General features: G+C 64.1%; 18 protein-coding genes. 15 read left to right on the forward strand and 3 right to left on the reverse strand.

Features of this window, described 5'->3' with window-relative positions; genetic code table 11:
- Nucleotides 1–2 precede the first annotated feature (2 nt).
- From ABLE85_RS08105 to ABLE85_RS08150, 10 genes are all read left to right on the forward strand, one after another.
- Entirely contained in the window at nt 3–665 is a 663-nt protein-coding gene (locus tag ABLE85_RS08105; protein WP_348792490.1) for a TadE/TadG family type IV pilus assembly protein, read from the forward strand.
- 115 nt (nt 666–780) lie between these two features.
- Nucleotides 781–2,022, forward strand: coding sequence for a phosphopentomutase (locus ABLE85_RS08110; RefSeq protein ID WP_348792209.1), 1,242 nt, complete (start codon nt 781–783; stop codon nt 2,020–2,022).
- Nucleotides 2,015–2,905 (forward strand): bifunctional DNA-formamidopyrimidine glycosylase/DNA-(apurinic or apyrimidinic site) lyase, encoded by an 891-nt coding sequence (mutM, locus tag ABLE85_RS08115; RefSeq protein WP_348792210.1) that lies wholly within the window; start codon nt 2,015–2,017, stop codon nt 2,903–2,905. Before ABLE85_RS08110 ends, mutM begins: the two co-directional genes overlap by 8 nt.
- A 50-nt stretch (nt 2,906–2,955) precedes the next feature.
- The gene (locus ABLE85_RS08120; RefSeq protein WP_348792211.1) at nt 2,956–3,729 is read left to right on the forward strand and encodes an enoyl-CoA hydratase; all 774 of its coding nucleotides are present in this window, start codon (nt 2,956–2,958) and stop codon (nt 3,727–3,729) included.
- A gap of 165 nt (nt 3,730–3,894) precedes the next feature.
- On the forward strand, nt 3,895–4,161 hold the full coding sequence (gene rpsT, locus ABLE85_RS08125; protein WP_348792212.1) for a 30S ribosomal protein S20: 267 nt from the start codon (nt 3,895–3,897) through the stop codon (nt 4,159–4,161).
- Nucleotides 4,162–4,999: 838 nt separating this feature from the next.
- Entirely contained in the window at nt 5,000–6,550 is a 1,551-nt protein-coding gene (gene dnaA / locus ABLE85_RS08130) for a chromosomal replication initiator protein DnaA (RefSeq protein ID WP_348792213.1), read from the forward strand.
- Between the two features lie 208 nt (nt 6,551–6,758).
- Nucleotides 6,759–7,877 (forward strand): DNA polymerase III subunit beta, encoded by a 1,119-nt coding sequence (gene dnaN / locus ABLE85_RS08135; protein ID WP_348792214.1) that lies wholly within the window; start codon nt 6,759–6,761, stop codon nt 7,875–7,877.
- 50 nt (nt 7,878–7,927) lie between these two features.
- Entirely contained in the window at nt 7,928–9,070 is a 1,143-nt protein-coding gene (gene recF / locus ABLE85_RS08140) for a DNA replication/repair protein RecF (RefSeq protein WP_348792215.1), read from the forward strand.
- Between the two features lie 31 nt (nt 9,071–9,101).
- Nucleotides 9,102–9,872, forward strand: a complete 771-nt coding sequence (locus tag ABLE85_RS08145; protein ID WP_348792216.1) for a molybdopterin-synthase adenylyltransferase MoeB — start codon at nt 9,102–9,104, stop codon at nt 9,870–9,872.
- Nucleotides 9,869–10,360 (forward strand): GNAT family N-acetyltransferase, encoded by a 492-nt coding sequence (locus ABLE85_RS08150; RefSeq protein WP_348792217.1) that lies wholly within the window; start codon nt 9,869–9,871, stop codon nt 10,358–10,360. Before ABLE85_RS08145 ends, ABLE85_RS08150 begins: the two co-directional genes overlap by 4 nt.
- 52 nt (nt 10,361–10,412) lie before the next feature.
- Here ABLE85_RS08150 and ABLE85_RS08155 read toward each other — a convergent pair whose 3' ends face one another.
- A complete protein-coding gene (locus ABLE85_RS08155; protein WP_348792218.1) occupies nt 10,413–11,414 on the reverse strand; it encodes a D-glycerate dehydrogenase in 1,002 nt (333 codons plus the stop codon).
- A gap of 165 nt (nt 11,415–11,579) precedes the next feature.
- Here ABLE85_RS08155 and ABLE85_RS08160 point away from each other — a divergent pair, with 165 nt between their 5' ends.
- The gene (locus tag ABLE85_RS08160; protein WP_348792219.1) at nt 11,580–12,140 is read left to right on the forward strand and encodes an SH3 domain-containing protein; all 561 of its coding nucleotides are present in this window, start codon (nt 11,580–11,582) and stop codon (nt 12,138–12,140) included.
- Nucleotides 12,141–12,270: 130 nt separating this feature from the next.
- Here the strand turns inward: ABLE85_RS08160 and irrA are convergent, their stop codons facing one another.
- Nucleotides 12,271–12,699, reverse strand: a complete 429-nt coding sequence (gene irrA / locus ABLE85_RS08165) for an iron response transcriptional regulator IrrA (protein WP_348792220.1) — start codon at nt 12,697–12,699, stop codon at nt 12,271–12,273.
- Between the two features lie 228 nt (nt 12,700–12,927).
- On the opposite strand from irrA, the gene fabA reads away from it, so the two are divergent.
- The 3 genes from fabA to fabI are packed head-to-tail and all read left to right on the forward strand — an operon-like array spanning nt 12,928 to nt 15,520.
- Nucleotides 12,928–13,443, forward strand: coding sequence for a 3-hydroxyacyl-[acyl-carrier-protein] dehydratase FabA (gene fabA, locus ABLE85_RS08170; RefSeq protein WP_348792221.1), 516 nt, complete (start codon nt 12,928–12,930; stop codon nt 13,441–13,443).
- Nucleotides 13,444–13,476: 33 nt separating this feature from the next.
- Complete coding sequence (gene fabB, locus ABLE85_RS08175) at nt 13,477–14,697, forward strand: beta-ketoacyl-ACP synthase I (RefSeq protein ID WP_348792222.1); 1,221 nt, start codon at nt 13,477–13,479, stop codon at nt 14,695–14,697.
- Nucleotides 14,698–14,710: 13 nt separating this feature from the next.
- Complete coding sequence (gene fabI, locus ABLE85_RS08180; protein ID WP_348792223.1) at nt 14,711–15,520, forward strand: enoyl-ACP reductase FabI; 810 nt, start codon at nt 14,711–14,713, stop codon at nt 15,518–15,520.
- 79 nt (nt 15,521–15,599) lie between these two features.
- On the opposite strand, the gene ABLE85_RS08185 is transcribed toward fabI, so the two are convergent.
- Nucleotides 15,600–16,619 (reverse strand): class I SAM-dependent methyltransferase, encoded by a 1,020-nt coding sequence (locus tag ABLE85_RS08185; protein WP_348792224.1) that lies wholly within the window; start codon nt 16,617–16,619, stop codon nt 15,600–15,602.
- A gap of 203 nt (nt 16,620–16,822) precedes the next feature.
- Here ABLE85_RS08185 and ABLE85_RS08190 point away from each other — a divergent pair, with 203 nt between their 5' ends.
- The gene (locus tag ABLE85_RS08190; RefSeq protein ID WP_348792225.1) at nt 16,823–18,427 is read left to right on the forward strand and encodes an ABC-F family ATP-binding cassette domain-containing protein; all 1,605 of its coding nucleotides are present in this window, start codon (nt 16,823–16,825) and stop codon (nt 18,425–18,427) included.
- Nucleotides 18,428–18,429 lie beyond the last annotated feature (2 nt).

Below are 18,429 nucleotides of genomic sequence, written 5' to 3' on the forward strand. Positions count from 1 at the left end.
AGATGGCGATCCAAGGGGAGCGGAACGAACGGATGTCTGTTCGTGCGGGGGCACAGATGACACGGATGAACAGAACGAAGCTTTGGCAGGAGGCGGTGCGTCTGCTTGCCGACCGGCGCGGCATCGCTGCGGTGGAGTTCGCCTTCATCGCACCGCTGCTCTTGGCGCTGTATTTCGTCACCATGGAGATTTCGCTGGGCGTCGAGGCCAGCAAGAAAGTGGGCCGCATCGGCAGCATGGTCGCCGACCTGGTCGCCCAGCAGTCGTCGACAACCAAGACCGACCTCGAAAGCATGATGCAGCTCGGCCAGGCGCTCATCCAGCCTTACAGCCGATCGGCGCCGAAAATCGTCATCACGGAAATCGGGATCTCGAACGACCCCACGCCGAAGGTGCAGGTCATGTGGTCGCGACAGATGGTCAATGGGGCTTTCAGCGTGCCCTACACCAAAAATGCCTCCACGACGGTGCCCGACCAGCTGAAGATCAAGGGCAGCTACCTGATCCGCGTCGAAAGCTATCTCGATTACAAGCCGCTCATCACCTGGTCGGCAGCAAAGAAACCAGCGCTCGGCCTGACGTCGATTTTCGACACGATTTCCATGGGCCAGACCTACTACCTGCGTCCGCGCGTGAGCGCGACTGTCGATTGCGGCGACTGCTGATCCGGCCGAGCGCTCGCGGCCATACCTCGGCCCGACTCGCGTTTGCGAATTGCCAACGCACGCCGCGCCGCCTATCTGTGAGGCACTGTCCGGCAACGATGAGCCCAAATTCCAGATGGCGCGCGCATTCCTCTTTGTTCTCGACTCCTTCGGCATAGGCGGCGCCGGCGACGCGGCGCGCTTCGGCGATGCCGGCTCGAACACCTTCGCCCATATTGCGGAGGCCTGTGCCAGGGGCCAGGCGGATCGCGACGGGCTGCGGCAGGGTCCATTGCGCCTTCCCAACATGCGCGCGCTTGGCCTCGATCGGGCGGCCACGACGGCACGTGGCATTTCGTCCAGCGCGGGCGATGACGAGTTGCTGCCCTCAGCCTTCCACGGCGCGGCCGAGGAGGTCTCCAGCGGCAAGGATACGCCCTCCGGCCACTGGGAGATTGCCGCGGTGCCAGTGCCCTTCGACTGGGGCTACTTTCCGCAGTCCGTGCCGACTTTTCCGCCGGACCTGATCGCCGCGCTCGTCGAGCGTGCCGCGCTTCCCGGCATCCTCGGCGATTGCCATGCCTCCGGAACCGAGATCATCGAGAAGCATGGCGAGGAGCATATCCGCACCGGCAAGCCGATCTGTTACACTTCGGCGGATTCGGTGCTTCAGATCGCCGCCCATGAAACCCATTTCGGGCTCGAGCGGCTCTATGAACTGTGCACGATCGCACGTGAATTGCTCGATCCTCTGAACATCGGCCGGGTCATCGCGCGCCCCTTCGTGGGCGAAACGCCCGCCGACTTCCAGCGCACCGCCAACCGCCGTGACTTCGCCGTTCCCCCACCGGAACCGACCCTGCTCGACCGGTTGACGGCTCGCGGCAGCCGGGTCATCGGCATGGGCAAGATTGGCGACATATTCGCTCATCAGGGCATCAGCGAAGTGCGTAAGGCGGCCGGCAACATGGCGCTATTCGACGCCACGCTGACGGCAATGGACGACGCCCGCGACGGCGAGTTGGTATTCGCCAACTTCGTCGACTTCGACACGCTCTATGGCCACCGCCGCGACATTGCCGGCTACGCGGTCGCGCTGGAGGCCTTTGATGCCCGCCTGCCCGAGGCATTGTCTCGCCTGAAGCCGGGCGACCTTCTGCTGCTCACCGCCGACCACGGCTGCGACCCGTCCTGGCGCGGGAGCGACCACACGCGCGAACGCGTGCCGATCATGGGCATTGCGCCCGGTCAGCGCGGCGGCAATGTCGGCCTGCGCAAGACCTTCGCCGATATCGGCGAGACGGTAGCCGAACATCTCGGTCTGACGCCCGGGCGCCATGGCGCATCGTTCCATCGGGCGATCGCGAACCATGCCTGAACTGCCCGAGGTCGAAACCGTTCGACGAGGACTCCAGCCAGTCATGGAGGGCTCGCGCATCGTCGGCGTCGAGACCCGCCGGCCGGACCTGCGTTTCCCGTTCCCCGAGCGCTTCGCCGAGCGATTGGAGGGACACAGGATCATCTCGCTCGGGCGCCGGGCCAAGTATCTGATCGTGCACATCGAAGATGCGCCGGTGCTGATCTGCCACCTGGGCATGTCGGGCTCGTTCCGCGTCGAGACCGACGAGTCCGGCCATGCGCCGGGCAGCTTCCACCACGAGCGCTCGAAGGCCGCGGCGCACGACCATGCCGTCTTTCACCTTGCGCCGCCGACGGGCGGTCCCGTGCGTGTCGTGTACAACGATCCGAGACGCTTCGGCTTCATGCTGTTTGCCGAGAATGGCACCGACCAGCACCCGATGCTGGCTGGCCTCGGCGTAGAGCCGACCGGCAACGCGCTAAGCGGCGAGTTGCTTGGCGAGCGCTTTCGCGGCCGCAAGACCCCACTGAAGGCTGCCCTCCTCGACCAGCGGCTGATCGCAGGCCTGGGAAACATCTACGTGTCGGAAGCGCTCTGGCGCGCCGGCCTGTCGCCGCTGAGAGCTTCCGGAACCATCTCCCAGCGCGGGAAGAAGGCGGCCGACGCCCGCGAAAGGCTTGCCTTTGCCATACGCTCGGTGATCGCCGACGCGATCGAGGCAGGCGGCTCGTCGCTGCGCGACTACGTCCAAACCGACGGCTCGCTCGGATATTTCCAGCACTCCTTCTCGGTCTACGACCGCGAGGGCGAAGCTTGCCGCACGCCCGGCTGCGGCGGCCACATCAAGCGCATCGTGCAAAGCGGCAGGTCCACCTTCTATTGCCCGACCTGCCAGCGCTAGAGATAATCGAAGCGCGGCCACCGGTTGGCCCGAAAGCAGGAGATCGTCCGATGGCCTATGAAACGATCCTCGTCGAAACCCGCGGCAAGGTGGGGCTGATCACGCTCAACCGCCCGAAGGCGCTGAACGCCCTGAACTCGGATGTCCTGAGGGAGCTGCTGGCGGCCTGCGAGGCTTTCGATGCCGACCCAAAGATCGGCGCCATCGTTCTGACCGGCTCCGAAAAGGCCTTCGCCGCCGGTGCCGACATCAAGGAGATGCAGGCCAAGGCCTATGTCGACATGTATCTCGAGGACTTCTTCTCCGGCTGGGAGGCGTTCACGCGCATCCGCAAGCCGGTGATCGCCGCCGTCGCGGGCTACGCGCTTGGAGGCGGCTGCGAGCTCGCCATGATGTGCGACTTCATCATCGCCGCCGACACCGCGAAATTCGGCCAGCCCGAGATCACGCTGGGCGTCATGCCCGGCATGGGCGGCTCGCAGCGGCTGGCACGCTTTGTCGGAAAATCCAAGGCCATGGATATGTGCCTGACCGGCAGGATGATGGATGCGGCGGAAGCCGAGCGCAGCGGCCTGGCCTCGCGCGTCGTGCCGGCAGGCGAGCTTCTGGAAGAGGCACTGAAGGCCGCGGCAAAGATCGCAGATTTCTCCCTACCCGCCGTCATGATGGTCAAGGAGGCCGTCAACCGCTCCTATGAAACCACGCTCGCGGAGGGCCTTCGTTTCGAGCGGCGCGTGTTTCATTCCATGTTCGCCCTGGAAGACCAGAAGGAAGGCATGGCCGCGTTTTCCGAAAAGCGACCGGCGAACTTCAGGAACCGCTGAGCCGGCTGCCGTCTGTGATATGGCAATTGCGGCCGAAACGGCGTTGACGCGCGCCGAAAGCTGAACTATAAGCCGCATCGACTGAGGCGGCCTGTGGCTGCCCATTTATTTTTGCGTCCTGAAGCATATTCTACTGGACGCCATCATTGAACAGAGAGAGGCATCATGGCCAATACACCCTCGGCCAAAAAGGCAACGCGTAAGATCGCCCGCCGCGCCGCGATCAACAAGAACCGTCGGTCGCGCGTTCGTACTTATGTCCGCAAGGTCGAAGAGGCTCTGGCAACCGGCGACAAGTCGGCTGCCGAGGCCGCCTTCCTGGCGGCCCAGCCCGAGCTGATGCGTGCCGCCACCAAGGGCGTGCTGCACAAGAACACCGCTTCGCGCAAGGTTTCGCGCCTTGCCCAGCGCGTTAAGGCGCTGTCTGCCTGATCTGGCATTAATTGATATTCGACTTCCGAAACCCGGCCTAACCAGCCGGGTTTTTTATTTGTCCAAGAATATTCCGAGAACAGATAAGCGTAGCCGCAGCAATGGGCTTTAGGCCCAGTATTTCTTTGCCGGCATATGCGAGTCTTCTGATATTGAAAGCCGCCGCCGACCGCTTAAGCCGCTCATGCAGGCCAGCAGGAAAAGCGCTTGATTATCAATAACTTACAGATGGTTATCCACAGCTTGTTCATTATCGCCGCCAATAGGGTCGAGCAAGCAGCTGTCAAGAAGATTCTTTAAAATAATTTCCTCGCGCCCATTCGCTTTCGTATCGAGCGGGAAAGGGATTGAATCGAAACGCTTTTGTCGATTCTCGCGCGGCCGCAAAAGCCAGAGTCAAGCCTTCGCCCTACGAGATTCATTAAAAAAGGGTTAGATGCGACCTTGCCCTGTCCACAGCGTTTTTTGTAGTGTCTTCCTACTGAAGGGGCGGGCCCACGGCCTGAATACCTAGCCTGAAATCTAAGGGGTTTGGAACGCGAGCTCGGCTCGCGTTGGCGCTAGGTTTTGCCGTTTCGGTGTGAATTGCGAGTGGGGTAGAACGAAAATCGTAAGGAGAAGTGCGATCTAGCGGTTTCGCTGGATGGATGGGCTTTTGCCTTGTCTATCAAGTGGTCCCGCGATGGATTGTTTGCGGATTGGAATATTAGCGGTGCAAGTTTGCCGACATCAGGCGGCGACAACGTTTCAGAGTAGAAGGGCTGCCGACAAAAAGGAGGATGCAGGATTACGCATCCGCGGCGGCCCGGTGCAAGTACGGAAGACGAGGATTGCGACAATGCATGGTGGCATCGAAAAGGAAGCCAAATCCGACTTTCTTTTTCCAGCGGAAATGATCGGGGGGAACGACATGACGGCGTCCAGCGACGCGGAGAAGGCATTCGACCGGGTCAAGGCGCAGTTGAAGGCCCGCCTCGGCAGTGAGGTTTACTCGAGCTGGTTTGGCCGCATGAAGCTTGCCGAAACCTCCAAGGGTCTCGTGCGCATCTCGGTTCCCACGGCGTTTCTGCGTTCGTGGATCAACAGCCACTATCTCGACCTCATTTCGGGGCTCTGGAAGCAGGAAGACCCCGAGATCCTGAAGATCGACATCGTGGTGCGCACTGCAACGCGGCTTGCGCCGATAGCCTCCGACGAGGCCGAGAAGGCGCAACAGCAGCGACGCAAGGCGACCCGCCAGACGCATGCCGCGCTTTCGACCGGCACTGCACCAGGCGCCGGCATCGAGCGCGCGTCGGCGCCGCTCCAGTCCGCCGGCAATGGCGACTTCCGGCAGAGCGTGCTCGGCTCACCGCTTGATGCCCGCTACACCTTCCAGTCCTTCGTCGAGGGACCATCGAACCGCGTCGCCTTTGCGGCCGCGCGCGCCGTGGCGGAATCGGCCCAGAGCGCCGTGCGCTTCAACCCGCTTTTCATCCATGCCACGGTCGGCCTCGGCAAGACTCACCTTCTCCAGGCTATCGCCGCCGAGTCGCTCAAGCAGAACCCGCAGTCGCGCGTCGTCTACCTGACCGCCGAATATTTCATGTGGCGCTTCGCGACCGCCATCCGCGACAACAACGCGCTGACGCTGAAGGAGCAGCTGCGCGACATCGACCTCCTGATCATCGACGACATGCAGTTCCTGCAGGGCAAGTCGATCCAGCACGAGTTCTGCCACCTCATCAACATGCTGCTGGACAGCGCCAAGCAGGTGGTGGTCGCCGCCGACCGGCCGCCGTCCGAGCTGGAATCGCTCGAGCCGCGCGTGCGCTCGCGCCTGCATGGCGGTGTGGCGCTGGAGATGCAAACGCCCGACTACAGCATGCGGCTGAACATGCTGAAGACACGCCTGGACAACGCCAGGGCCGAAGACCCCGGCCTGCACATCGAGGAGGACATCCTCTCCCATGTCGCACGCACGGTGACCGGCAGCGGCCGCGAGCTGGAAGGTGCATTCAACCAGCTGCTGTTCCGCCAGTCCTTCGAGCCGCAGCTCAACATCGAGCGCATCGACGAGATCCTCGGGCACATCTACCGTTCCGGTGAGCCGAAGCGGGTCCGCATCGAGGACATCCAGCGCATCGTGGCGCGGCATTACAACGTGTCGAAGACCGAGCTCCTGTCCAACCGGCGTACCCGCACCATCGTCAAGCCGCGCCAGATCGCCATGTATCTGGCCAAGGTGATGACGCCGCGCTCGCTGCCGGAGATTGGCCGGCGTTTCGGTGGGCGCGACCACACCACGGTGCTCCACGCAGTTCGCAAGATCGAGGATCTTTCAGGCGGCGACAACACATTGGCGCAGGAGCTCGAGCTGCTGCGCCGGCTGATCACGGACCAAGCCTGACCTGACGGAAAGCCGGGGCGCGCCAGCGACTGGCGATAACGGCTGGGTTATCCCCAAAAAGCCCGCGGAACTGTGTCTGAGCAGTACCGCGGGCTTGCCTTTTACCGCCTTTTCCTGTCAGTTTGGGCTCATTCTGACCCAGTTTGGGCCTTGCGCGGGAGTCCGAGCCCGGAACCCCGCTTCTTCATTCAAGCGAGCTTGTTTCGTCATGCGTGTTATCCTGGAACGCTCAAATCTCCTGAAGTCCCTGAACCACGTTCACCGCGTGGTGGAGCGGCGCAACACGATCCCGATCCTGTCCAACGTGCTCCTGCACGCGGACGGCGCAAGCCTTGAAATGAAGGCGACCGACCTCGACCTGGAGGTAACGGAAGCGACCGCGGCGACGGTCGAACAGGCTGGCGCGACGACAGTGCCGGCTCACCTGCTCTACGACATCGTGCGCAAGCTGCCCGATGGCGCCGAGGTGATGCTGAAGACCGACGAGGACGGCAATGCCATGTCGGTCATCTCGGGTCGTTCGAGCTTCCGCCTGCAGTGCCTGCCGCAGTCGGACTTCCCAGAGCTCTCGGCCGGCCAGTTCACGCATAGCTTCCGGCTCGAATCCGCCGCGGTGAAGGCGCTGATCGAGAAGACCCAGTTCGCCATCTCCACCGAGGAGACGCGCTACTATCTCAACGGCATCTTCCTGCACACGCTGGAAGTCGGCGGCAAGCTGAAGCTGCGTTCGGTGGCGACCGACGGCCATCGCCTCGCCCGCGCCGAAATGGATGCGCCGGCAGGCTCCGAAGGCATGCCCGGCATCATCATTCCGCGCAAGACCGTGAGCGAGCTGCAGAAGCTCGTCGACGATCCGGACGTTCCCGTCACCACCGAACTGTCGGACACCAAGATCCGCTTCACCATCGGCAGCGTGGTGCTCACCTCCAAGCTGATCGACGGCACCTTCCCCGACTATCAGCGCGTGATTCCAACCGGCAACGACAAGCAGCTCATCATCGACCGCGAAAGTTTCGCGCGCGCAGTCGACCGCGTCTCGACCATCTCGTCCGAGCGTGGCCGGGCGGTGAAGCTGACCATCTCCGACGGACTGGTGACGCTTGCCGTCAACAACCCGGATTCGGGCAGCGCCACCGAAGAGATCGCGGCCGACTACTCGTCCGACCCGATCGAGATCGGCTTCAACGCGAAATACCTGCTCGATGTGGCCGCGCAGCTTACTGGCAGCGAAGCGAAGTTCATGCTGGCCGATGCCGGCTCGCCGACGCTGATCCGCGACACGGCCGATGAGCACGCGCTCTACGTGCTCATGCCGATGCGCGTCTAGGCTTGCCGCGACGGCGGAAATTCGAACAGGTCGATGAACGGTAGGCGGACGTGACGTCGACGCACATCAGTAGGCTGACGCTTACCAACTTCCGCAACTATCCGGCGCTGTCGCTGGACCTGCAACCCGGCGCCGTCGTCTTCACCGGCGACAACGGCGCCGGCAAGACCAACCTGCTGGAAGCCATATCCTTCCTGACCCCGGGGCGCGGCCTGCGGCGCGCGCCCTATGGCGATGTCGCGCGCGAGGGCAGCAGCGGCGGCTTCACGGTGCATGCCCGAATCGAGGGCGAGTTCGGCGACGTCGAGATCGGCACTGGCACCTCAGGCAGCGACTCAGCCGGTGAGGCGGGACGGCGCGTGCGCATCAACGGCGCTAACGCAAAGTCCGCCGACGAGATGCTCGACTGGCTGCGCGTGGTATGGCTGACGCCGGCGATGGATACGCTGTTCACCGGGTCGGCGGGCGACCGCCGCCGTTTCCTCGACCGCCTCGTCCTTGCGATCGACCCCAGCCATGGCCAGCGCGCGCTCGACTATGAAAAGGCGATGCGCGGCCGCAACCGGCTGCTGGCCGAGGAATCGCGCGACCGCCATTGGTTCGAGGCGATCGAGACGCAGATGGCTGAGACCGGGGTGGCGATTGCCGCCGCGCGCGCCGAGATGGTGCGCCTGCTGGCCGCGATGATCGAGAAGCTCCCCGCCACCGGCCCCTTCCCGCAAGCCGACCTCTCGCTTTCCGGCACGCTGGAGAGCCAGATCGGCCGGCTTCCGGCCGTCGAGATCGAGGAATCGTTCCGCCGAGCCCTGGCCGAGGGCCGCGACCGCGACCGCGCCGCAGGCCGCACTCTGGAAGGGCCGCATCGCAGCGACCTCATCGTCACCCACCGGTCGAAGGCCATGCCTGCCGAGCTCTGCTCGACCGGCGAGCAGAAGGCGCTGCTGGTCGGCATCGTGGTGTCGCATGCGCGGCTCTGCGGAGAGATGTCGGGCACCGTGCCGATCCTGCTGCTCGACGAGATCGCCGCCCATCTCGATGCCAGGCGGCGGGCTGCCCTGTTCGCGATCCTGGAAGAGCTTGGCTGCCAGACCTTCATGACCGGCACCGAGCCAGCGCTGTTTTCGAGCCTGCACGGCAAGGCGCAGTTCCTCACCGTCGATCATGGGGCGGTGCATCCGACGGAAGACGCCTGACAAGCCAAGGCGGCCTCGGTATGATCGCGGCATGAACGCCCACGACCCCGCCGCCCCCCTCACCCCCGACGAACTCGAGCGCTATGCGCGCCACATCGTGCTGCCCGAGATCGGCGGCGCCGGCCAGCAGAAGCTGAAGCGCGCGCGCGCGCTGGTCATCGGCGCCGGCGGGCTCGGCGCGCCGGTGCTGCAATATCTGGCGGCGGCCGGTGTCGGCACACTCGGCATCATCGACGACGACACGGTTTCGCTGTCCAACCTGCAGCGGCAAGTGATCCACGACACCGACGCGGTCGGCCAGTCCAAGCTGCAGAGCGCAAAAGCCGCCCTGTCGAGAATCAATCCAAACACCAGGGTCGAGCTGCACGACTTCCGGCTGACCGCCGAGAACGCAGAGGCACTGGTGGCGCAATACGATCTCGTGGTCGACGGCTCCGACAATTTTGCCACGCGCTACGCCGTCGCCGATGCCTGCGCGGCAGCCGAGCGGCCGCTGGTGCATGCCGCCGTCGGGCGCTTCGACGGCTCGGTGACGGTGCTAAAGCCGTTCGAGACCGGCGCCGACGGAACCCCGAACCCGAGCTATCGCGATCTCTTTCCGGAGCCGCCCCCCGCCGGCCTTGTGCCCTCCTGCGCCGAGGCAGGCATCGTCGGTGCGCTGACGGGCGTGATGGGCACGCTGCAGGCGATGGAGGCGATCAAGCTGATTACCGGCATCGGCGAGCCGCTGGTAGGCCGGCTTCTGCTCTACGATGCGCTGGCCGCCCGCTTCGACACCGTGCGCTACAGGAGACGCGCGTGACGATCTCGCCGGATGCGATCGCCATCGCACGAATGCCGCCGGACTTCAGCCGCTGGGACGAGCTGCTGGCGCTGATTCTCGATGCTTTCGCCTATATGAACGGGGTGATCGATCCGCCCTCCTCCGCGCTGAAACTCACGCCGGCGAATCTCGCCGCCAAGACGAGGGAGGAAGCGGTGTTTCTGGCGACAAGCGGCGAACATCTGCTCGGTTGCGTCTTCGCCGCCTCGCAGCCTGATCATTTCTACGTCGGCAAGCTGGCGGTGGCGCGGGGCGCGCAAGGCGCTGGCGTTGGCCGACGCTTGCTCGAGGCGGTGGAACGCTATGCGCGCGAAAGCGGCAAGCCGGTCCTGGAACTGCAGGCACGCATCGAGCTGACCGGCAACCAGCATGCTTTTCGCAAGCTGGGCTTCGCCGAGACCGCGCGCACGGCCCACGCGGGCTATGACCGCCCCACCTCCATCACCATGCGAAAGGTGCTCGCTTAAGTCTGGAACCGTGCAACCAGGAGCATGCGATCGCACAGCTTCAGGCGCGCCCTCAGAAGCGCAGCGGCAGCACCCGGTCCGGCGGGCGGTGCCCATCGATGAAGGTGCGGATGTTGATGATGACCTTCTCGCCCATGTCGATGCGGCCCTCGATGGTGGCCGAACCCATATGCGGCAGGATCACCACCTTGCCCTTGGCGGCAAGCTTGACCAGCTTGGGATTGACGGCCGGCTCGTTCTCGAACACGTCGAGCCCCGCGCCGGCGATCTTGCCCTCCTGCAGCAGCTTGACCAGTGCATCCTCGTCGATGATGTCGCCGCGCGCGGTGTTGACCAGATAGGCCGAGGGCTGCATCAGCGCCAGTCGGCGCGCAGACAGCAGGTGGAAGGTTGCGGGCGTCGACGGGCAGTTGACCGAGATGATGTCCATGCGGGCCAGCATCTGGTCCAGGCTTTCCCAATAGGTCGCCTCCAGCTCGTCCTCGACGCTGCGCAGCACGCGATTGCGGTTGTGGTAGTGGATGGAGAGGCCGAAGGCCTTGGCGCGCCGCGCCACGGCGGTGCCGATGCGGCCCATGCCCACGATGCCCAGCCGCTTGCCCCAGATGCGCCGGCCGAGCATCCATGTCGGCGACCAGCCGGACCATTTGCCGCCCCGCTCCAGCACGGCCGCGCCCTCGGCCAGGCGCCGGGGCACCGCCAGCATCAGCGCCATGGTCATGTCGGCGGTGTCTTCGGTCAGCACGTTGGGGGTGTTGGTAACAGTGATTCCCCGCTGGGCGGCGGCGGCAACGTCGATCTTGTCGACACCGTTGCCAAAATTGGCGATCAGCTTGAGATTCTCGCCGGCCTGCTCGATCAGCGCGGCGTCGATGCGGTCGGTCACGGTGGGCACCAGCACGTCCGCTTCCTTCACCGCGGCGACCAGTTCGGGCTGGCTCATCGGCCGGTCTTCGATGTTCAGCCGCGCGTCGAACAGCTCGCGCATCCGGGTCTCGACCTGATCCGGAAGCTTGCGCGTTATCACTACGAGGGGCTTCTTCTTGCCGGCCATTGTTTCCTCGAATCCGGATCCCGTTGAGACCTCTTTAACCAAGACAGGCGAAACTGAAAACCAGCCTTTGCGTCACTGCCTCTGTAACAAGCGGTGCCGCCGAAGACAAAGAAAAAGGGCTCGCGCCACGGCAGCCCCGCTGGCGCAGCTGAAAAAGGAATAGACGTGTCTGGATTCGTGTCGCTTCGCATGATGGTCGGTGCCGCTTTGGCCGGCCTCGTATTCTTGTCGGCAAGCGCCTCGATCACGACCAGCGAGGCGGCGCCATCCCAAGAGGCCACCCAGGGCCCCAGCGGCCTGCCCCTGCCGCGATTCGTCAGCCTGAAGTCCGGACGGGTCAACTCCCGCATCGGGCCCGGCGTGAACTACGGCGTGGACTGGCTCTACATGAAAGCCGGCCTGCCGATGGAGATCATCCAGGAATACGACAACTGGCGGCGCGTGCGCGATGCCGACGGCTCGGAAGGCTGGGTCAACCAGTCTCTGCTTTCCGGCAAGCGCACGGCGATGACCGCCCCCTGGCAGCGCGGCAAGGACGTGAAGATCAATCTTCTGGCCAAGCCGGAGCCCGAAGCGCGCACGGTCGCCATCATCGACCCCGGCGTCGTCGGCAAGATCAAGGCCTGCAACGGCGACTGGTGCGAGATGAATTTCGGCGGCGTGATCGGCTGGCTCAAGCAAAACCAGGTCTGGGGCGCCTATCCGGGTGAACTCGTCAAGGATTGAGGCCGGCTTGCGCCGCTGATGGCGGCCGCAGCCGTGCAAGCCAGACCAGCGCCAGGAAACGCCGCGGCAACCACGGCACAGCCCTCAACCTGTGGAAATGAGTCGTGTACGGCCGCGCGTCCCGAGACGCTCAGTCCTTCCGCTTCGGGCGCAGCCTGACGACGATATCGACGTTGGCGATTTCCATGCCCTCCGGCGGTTCCGGCAGGTTGAGCACCTCGACCGGACCGGAGACGATGTCGAACACCTTGTTCTCGCCTTCGATGAAGAAGTGATGGTGGTCGGAGGTGTTGGTGTCGAAATAGGTTTTCGACCCTTCGACGGCGAGGATGCGCAGCAGCCCCGCCTCGGTGAACTGATGCAGCGAGTTGTAGACCGTTGCCAGCGACACCGGTACACCGGCCGCCAAGGCTTCCTCGTGCAGTTCTTCAGCCGACAAATGGCGGTCGCCCTTGGCAAAAAGCAGATTCGCCAGCGCGACGCGTTGACGCGTCGGGCGCAAGCCCGCCTCGCGCACGCGTTTCTCTGTTGCCATCTCGTGAGGGACGGTCAAATCCATTAATCTGCCAAGTCCGTTTCAGGTTTACCCGCACAGAATCCCATATGCGGGTGAAACCATATCGTTCTTGACATATATTCTGTCAGGGGGACGCGATCAATAGGCGCACATTGACCCAGGCAGGCCATCGGGTTAATCGCAAACGGCGGTTTCCGAGCGGAAACGGTCTATGCTAGTGAACAGGGCAAGGGTGCGGCAGCGTCCGGGAGCCAGACGGGGAAGAATTTGATGGCGGGTTCGAAATCCAGCTATGAGTATGAGGAACTGCTTGCCTGCGCGCGCGGCGAGTTGTTCGGCCCTGGGAACGCCCAGCTTCCCTATCCTCCGATGCTGATGTTCAATCGCATCACCGAGATCAGCGAGACCGGCGGCGAGTTCGACAAGGGCTTCGTGCGCGCCGAGCTCGACATCAGCCGCGACCTCTGGTTCTTCCCGTGCCATTTCATCAATGACCCGGTCATGCCCGGTTGCCTCGGCCTCGATGCGCTGTGGCAGCTGAGCGGCTTCTTCCTGGGTTGGCTTGGCGAACCCGGCAAGGGCCGCGCGCTTTCCACCGGCGAGGTGAAGTTCACCGGCATGGTCACCCCTGCCAACAAGAAGGTCGAGTATGGCGTCGACTTCAAGCGCGTCATGCGCGGGCGCCTGGTGCTCGGCATCGGCGACGGTTGGCTGAAGGCTGACGGTGAAACCATCTACAAGGCCACCGATCTGCGGGTTGGCCTGTTCAAGGAAGCTGCGGCCTGACCGAGCGTCGCGCCGGCCACTGAAGGAGCACTCATGAGACGCGTCGTTGTCACGGGCCTGGGTATCGTATCGTCCATCGGAAACAATGCCGAAGAGGTCCAGGCCTCTCTGCGTGACGCCAAATCGGGCATCAGCTTTTCCGATTCCTTCGCCGAGCACGGCTTCAAATGCCAGGTCTGGGGCGCGCCGACGCTGGACCCGACCGAGCTGGTCGACCGCCGCGCCATGCGCTTCCTGTCCAAGGGCGGCGCCTGGAACCATGTCGCCATGGAGCAGGCGATCGCCGATGCCGGCCTCGAACAGGGCGACATCACCAACGAACGCACCGGCATCGTGATGGGCTCCGGCGGCCCTTCGACCAGGACTATCGTCGAGGCCGCCGAGACCACGCTGAAGAACAGCAGCCCCAAGCGCATCGGGCCGTTCGCCGTGCCGAAGGCCATGTCCTCGACCGCCTCGGCCACACTGGCCACCTGGTTCAAGATCCACGGCGTGAACTACTCGATCTCTTCGGCCTGCTCGACCTCGGCGCACTGCATCGGCAATGCCTATGAGCTGATCCAGTGGGGCAAGCAGGACATGGTCTTCGCCGGCGGCCACGAGGATCTCGACTGGACGATGTCGGATCTGTTCGACGCCATGGGCGCCATGTCGTCCAAGTTCAACGACCGCGCTTCAGTCGCCTCGCGCGCCTATGACGTCAACCGCGACGGCTTTGTCATCGCTGGCGGTGCGGGCGTGCTGGTGCTCGAGGAACTGGAGCATGCCAAGGCCCGCGGCGCCAAGATCTACGCCGAGATCGTGGGCTATGGTGCCACCTCCGACGGCCACGACATGGTCGCGCCCTCCGGCGAAGGCGCTGTGCGCTGCATGAAGCAGGCGCTCTCCACCGTTTCCGGTTCCGTCGACTACATCAACACGCACGGCACCTCGACGCCGGTGGGCGATTCGAAGGAGATGGGTGCAATCCGCGAGGTGTTCGGTGACAAACTGCCGTACATCACCTCGACCAAGTCATTGACCGGCCATTCGCTGGGCGCGGCGGGCGTACAGGAATCGATCTATTCGATCCTGATGATGCAGGGCGGTTTCATCGGCGAGAGCGCCCATATCGAGGAACTCGATCCGGAATTCGAAGGCATGCCGATCGTGCGCAAGCGCATCGACAACGCCAAGATCGACACGGTTCTGTCGAACTCCTTCGGTTTCGGCGGCACCAACGCAACGCTCGTTTTCCAGCGTTACAACGGCTGAGGATATTCTTCCTATGGAAGGTTTGATGAAAGGCAAGCGCGGCCTCGTCATGGGGGTCGCCAACGACCACTCGATTGCCTGGGGCATCGCAAGGCAGCTTGCGGCGCACGGCGCCGAGATGGCATTCACCTATCAGGGCGAGGCCTTCGGCCGCCGCGTAAAACCGCTCGCCGAGCAGGTGAACGCGACGCTGGTCCTGCCCTGCGACGTAGAGGACAGCGCTTCCGTCTCGTCGGTATTCGAGACCCTGGGCGACAAATGGGGCGATCTGGACTTCGTCGTCCATGCGATCGGGTTCTCCGACAAGAACGAGCTCAAGGGCCTCTACGCCAACACCAGCCGCGAGAATTTCATCCGTACGATGGTGATCTCCTGCTATTCCTTCACCGAGGTGGCGCGCAACGCGGCCGCACTGATGAAGGATGGCGGCTCGATGCTGACGCTGACCTATGCCGGCTCCACGCGCGTCATGCCGAACTACAACGTGATGGGCGTCGCCAAGGCCGGCCTGGAGGCCAGCGTGCGCTATCTGGCCGACGACTACGGCCCGCGCGGCATCCGCGTGAACGCCATCTCGGCCGGGCCGGTCCGCACGCTGGCGGGCGCCGGCATCGCCGATGCGCGCCACATGTTCTCCTATCAGCAGCGCAATTCCCCGCTGCGCCGCACCGTGACCCTCGATGAAGTCGGCGGCTCGGCGCTCTATCTGCTTTCCGACCTGTCCTCGGGCGTGACCGGCGAAATCCACTACGTGGATTCGGGCTATCACATCGTCTCGATGCCGACGCTGGAAGAGCTGAAGCAGAGCGACAGCGGCGAGTAAGCGCAGCGAACATTATCGAGATGCAGAAACGGCCGGCTCGACCGGCCGTTTTCTTTTGGCGCTCGTAAGAAGGCCCGTCTCAGCGCCGCGCGCTCAGCACCTTGAACAGATTGTTGCGCGCGAGTTCCTGCTGGGCGGAAAAAGCCTGCGACAGCGTCTTCTCGTAGGGAAGCTGGCGGTTGGCGACCATGATCAGCCGGCCGCCGGGCTTGAGCGCAGCGGCGGCCGCCTTGATCATGCCCTGGCCAATGTCGGGCTCGGCAGCCCGGCGCTGATGGAATGGCGGGTTCATGAAGATGAAATCGTAGCGGCGGGAAACCGGTTCGCCCAGCAGGTCCTGCCAGAAGAAGTTCTTCTGCATCGGGCCGGCCGCTGCGAGATTGCGCTTTGCCGCTTCGAGCGAAGAAAAATCCGCCTCGTAGAGGTCGAGCGTGAAAATCTTCGGAAAGCGCTCGGCAAGCTCGGCCGCGATAAAACCCCAGCCGGCGCAGAAATCGGCGACCGCGCCGAACACCTTGTCCGGCAGGTTTTCGACCAGCAGCTTCGAGCCCGCATCGATCTCGTCTGCCGAGAACATGCCGGGCGCGGTGACGAAGCGCTCGTCGAGCAGCCGCTCGCCATTGCCGGCGCGCAATCGCTCCGCACTGCCTGCCACCTCCGCAGGCCGCCGCAACCAGAAGGCGATGCCGTGATGCTTGGGCAATTGGTCCTCGATCGGGATAAGTTCGCCCACACGCTTGCGCAGGCTGGCTATGCCTTCGTCCTTGCTGCCCGCTATCAATATCAGACCGCCCTCGCCTACCCGCTTGAACGCCTCGGCGATCATCAACTCATTGGCGCCCCTGTGGCGGCCACAGAGCACGAGGGCAGCATCATAGCCCTCTCCTTCCGGCGAAGGCGTCACGCGGCCCCCAGAGGCCTCCAGCGGCCTGAACCAGGGGCGAAATCCCTGGACGAGCGACAGCTCGGCCTCGAATCCTTCCGGCAGGCGAAAGCCGGGCTCGGCGCCGAGAAACAGCACGCGCGCTCCCTTGCCGGGCGGCGGCAGTGCCTCGGCCTCGAATGGATGGAACAGGGTCTTCAGTGCATCGCGGGTCATGTGCTGCTGATAGAACAATTCCGGGAGGATGCCAGCCCCTTCCCGCGTCTTCCGCGGCGCCTGTTAAGGGCACACCCTTGCACTGTTTGACGGCAACGCTTAGTTATGCCGACCAATACACCCCCAACAGGAGCAATGCATCGAATGTGATTTCAGCCTGACCGCAACGCCAACCCGCTTTGCCATCAGGGAAATCATCACGCATGCCTGCTTCAATAGCCCTATCCAATCTCAGCCTCTCCACGCCTGACGGTCGCGCCCTCCTCTCCGGCATAGACCTCGCTTTCGGCCCCGCACGGACAGGGGTCATCGGCCGCAATGGAGTCGGCAAGAGCACGCTCGTCGCTCTGATTGCTGGAACACTGCCGCCCACATCCGGCTCGGTCGCCGTCAGCGGCCGGCTCGGCATTTTCAAGCAATCGGTGCAAGTTGACCCGAAAGAGACCGTCACGGATCTTTTCGGCGCCGGCGATGCGCTTGCCCTGTTGCAGCGGGCCTATGAAGGCAACGCGACGATGGAGGAGCTGGCAGACGTCGACTGGCAACTCGAAGCCCGCATGGAAGCGGCGCTGGCAAAGATTGGGCTCGATGTCGCTCCCCAAACGCCGCTGCACAAGCTGTCCGGTGGCCAGCGCACGCGCGCGGGGCTCGCGGCGCTGCACTTTTCGGAAGCCGATTTCCTCCTGATGGACGAGCCCACCAACAACCTCGACCGTGACGGCCGCCTTGCGCTCTACGACATGCTGGCGAACTGGCGCCGAGGTGCTCTCGTCGTCAGCCATGACCGCGAGCTTCTCGAACTCATGGACGAGATTGTCGAACTCACCTCGCTTGGCGCCGCCCGCTACGGCGGCAACTGGAGCGTTTATCGCGAGCGCAAGGCGCTGGAGTTGGCCTCGGCGCAGCACGAGCTCGATGAAGCCGAGAAGCAGGCCTCGGAGATCGCCCGCGCGGCGCAGACCGCGCAGGAACGCAAGGCGCGCAGGGACGGCAATGGCCGCAGACAAGCCCTGAAGGGCGGCGCACCGCGCATCGTTCTTGGCGGACTGAAGTCGCGAAGCGAGAACAGCGGCGGCGCGCAGGTCCGTCTCGCCAGCGACCGGCACTCGCAAGCCCTCGAAGCGGTCGCCACAGCAAGGGACCGCATCGAGGTCCTGCAGCCCATGGCCGTGGCATTGCCCCCAACCAGGCTTTCGCCGGGCAAGACGGTGCTGAGGCTGGATGGTGTCAGCGCCGGCTACGCGCCGGACCGTCCCGTGCTCGCGAACCTGTCGCTCAGCGTGACCGGTCCGGAACGCATTGCCGTCGCCGGGCCTAATGGCTCTGGCAAGACGACGCTGCTCGAGCTCATCGCCGGCCGCCTGCTTCCCTCCTCCGGAAGCGTCCAGGTCACGACCGAATTTGCGATGCTCGATCAGCGTGTAAGCATGCTCGATCCCCGGGCGTCGATCCGGGACAACTTCCGCCGGATCAATCCGCAGGACGACGAGAATGCCTGCCGCGCAGCGCTTGCGCGTTTCAAATTCAGAGCCGATGCGGCCCTGCAAATGGTCTCGGAACTGAGCGGCGGCGAACTGCTGCGGGCAGGGATCGCCTGCGCCCTGGGCGGCAGCACGCCCCCGCCTCTGCTGGTCCTCGACGAGCCGGCCAATCACCTCGACCTGGAAGCGATCGAGGCAATCGAGGCGGGATTGCGCGCCTATGACGGGGCGCTCATCGTCGTCAGCCACGACGAGGCATTTTTGGCCGCGCTCGACATTTCGCGCAGGATCGAGCTGCCGTCGGGAGAGGTTCGCGTCTCCCGGTAGCG

Source organism: Mesorhizobium sp. KR1-2 (assembly GCF_040045035.1).
Lineage (GTDB): Bacteria > Pseudomonadota > Alphaproteobacteria > Rhizobiales > Rhizobiaceae > Pseudaminobacter.

What these genes read in the sequence shown, in the direction of transcription:
- irrA (WP_348792220.1), bottom strand. Translation starts at nt 12,699, where the DNA reads ATGGATTTGACCGTCCCTCACGAGATGGCAACAGAGAAACGCGTGCGC.
- rpsT (WP_348792212.1), top strand. Translation starts at nt 3,895, where the DNA reads ATGGCCAATACACCCTCGGCCAAAAAGGCAACGCGTAAGATCGCCCGC.
- ABLE85_RS08185 (WP_348792224.1), bottom strand. Translation starts at nt 16,619, where the DNA reads ATGACCCGCGATGCACTGAAGACCCTGTTCCATCCATTCGAGGCCGAG.
- ABLE85_RS08190 (WP_348792225.1), top strand. Translation starts at nt 16,823, where the DNA reads ATGCCTGCTTCAATAGCCCTATCCAATCTCAGCCTCTCCACGCCTGAC.
- fabB (WP_348792222.1), top strand. Translation starts at nt 13,477, where the DNA reads ATGAGACGCGTCGTTGTCACGGGCCTGGGTATCGTATCGTCCATCGGA.
- ABLE85_RS08120 (WP_348792211.1), top strand. Translation starts at nt 2,956, where the DNA reads ATGGCCTATGAAACGATCCTCGTCGAAACCCGCGGCAAGGTGGGGCTG.
- ABLE85_RS08105 (WP_348792490.1), top strand. Translation starts at nt 3, where the DNA reads ATGGCGATCCAAGGGGAGCGGAACGAACGGATGTCTGTTCGTGCGGGG.
- ABLE85_RS08110 (WP_348792209.1), top strand. Translation starts at nt 781, where the DNA reads ATGGCGCGCGCATTCCTCTTTGTTCTCGACTCCTTCGGCATAGGCGGC.
- fabI (WP_348792223.1), top strand. Translation starts at nt 14,711, where the DNA reads ATGGAAGGTTTGATGAAAGGCAAGCGCGGCCTCGTCATGGGGGTCGCC.
- dnaN (WP_348792214.1), top strand. Translation starts at nt 6,759, where the DNA reads ATGCGTGTTATCCTGGAACGCTCAAATCTCCTGAAGTCCCTGAACCAC.
- fabA (WP_348792221.1), top strand. Translation starts at nt 12,928, where the DNA reads ATGGCGGGTTCGAAATCCAGCTATGAGTATGAGGAACTGCTTGCCTGC.
- mutM (WP_348792210.1), top strand. Translation starts at nt 2,015, where the DNA reads ATGCCTGAACTGCCCGAGGTCGAAACCGTTCGACGAGGACTCCAGCCA.
- dnaA (WP_348792213.1), top strand. Translation starts at nt 5,000, where the DNA reads ATGCATGGTGGCATCGAAAAGGAAGCCAAATCCGACTTTCTTTTTCCA.
- ABLE85_RS08155 (WP_348792218.1), bottom strand. Translation starts at nt 11,414, where the DNA reads ATGGCCGGCAAGAAGAAGCCCCTCGTAGTGATAACGCGCAAGCTTCCG.
- ABLE85_RS08145 (WP_348792216.1), top strand. Translation starts at nt 9,102, where the DNA reads ATGAACGCCCACGACCCCGCCGCCCCCCTCACCCCCGACGAACTCGAG.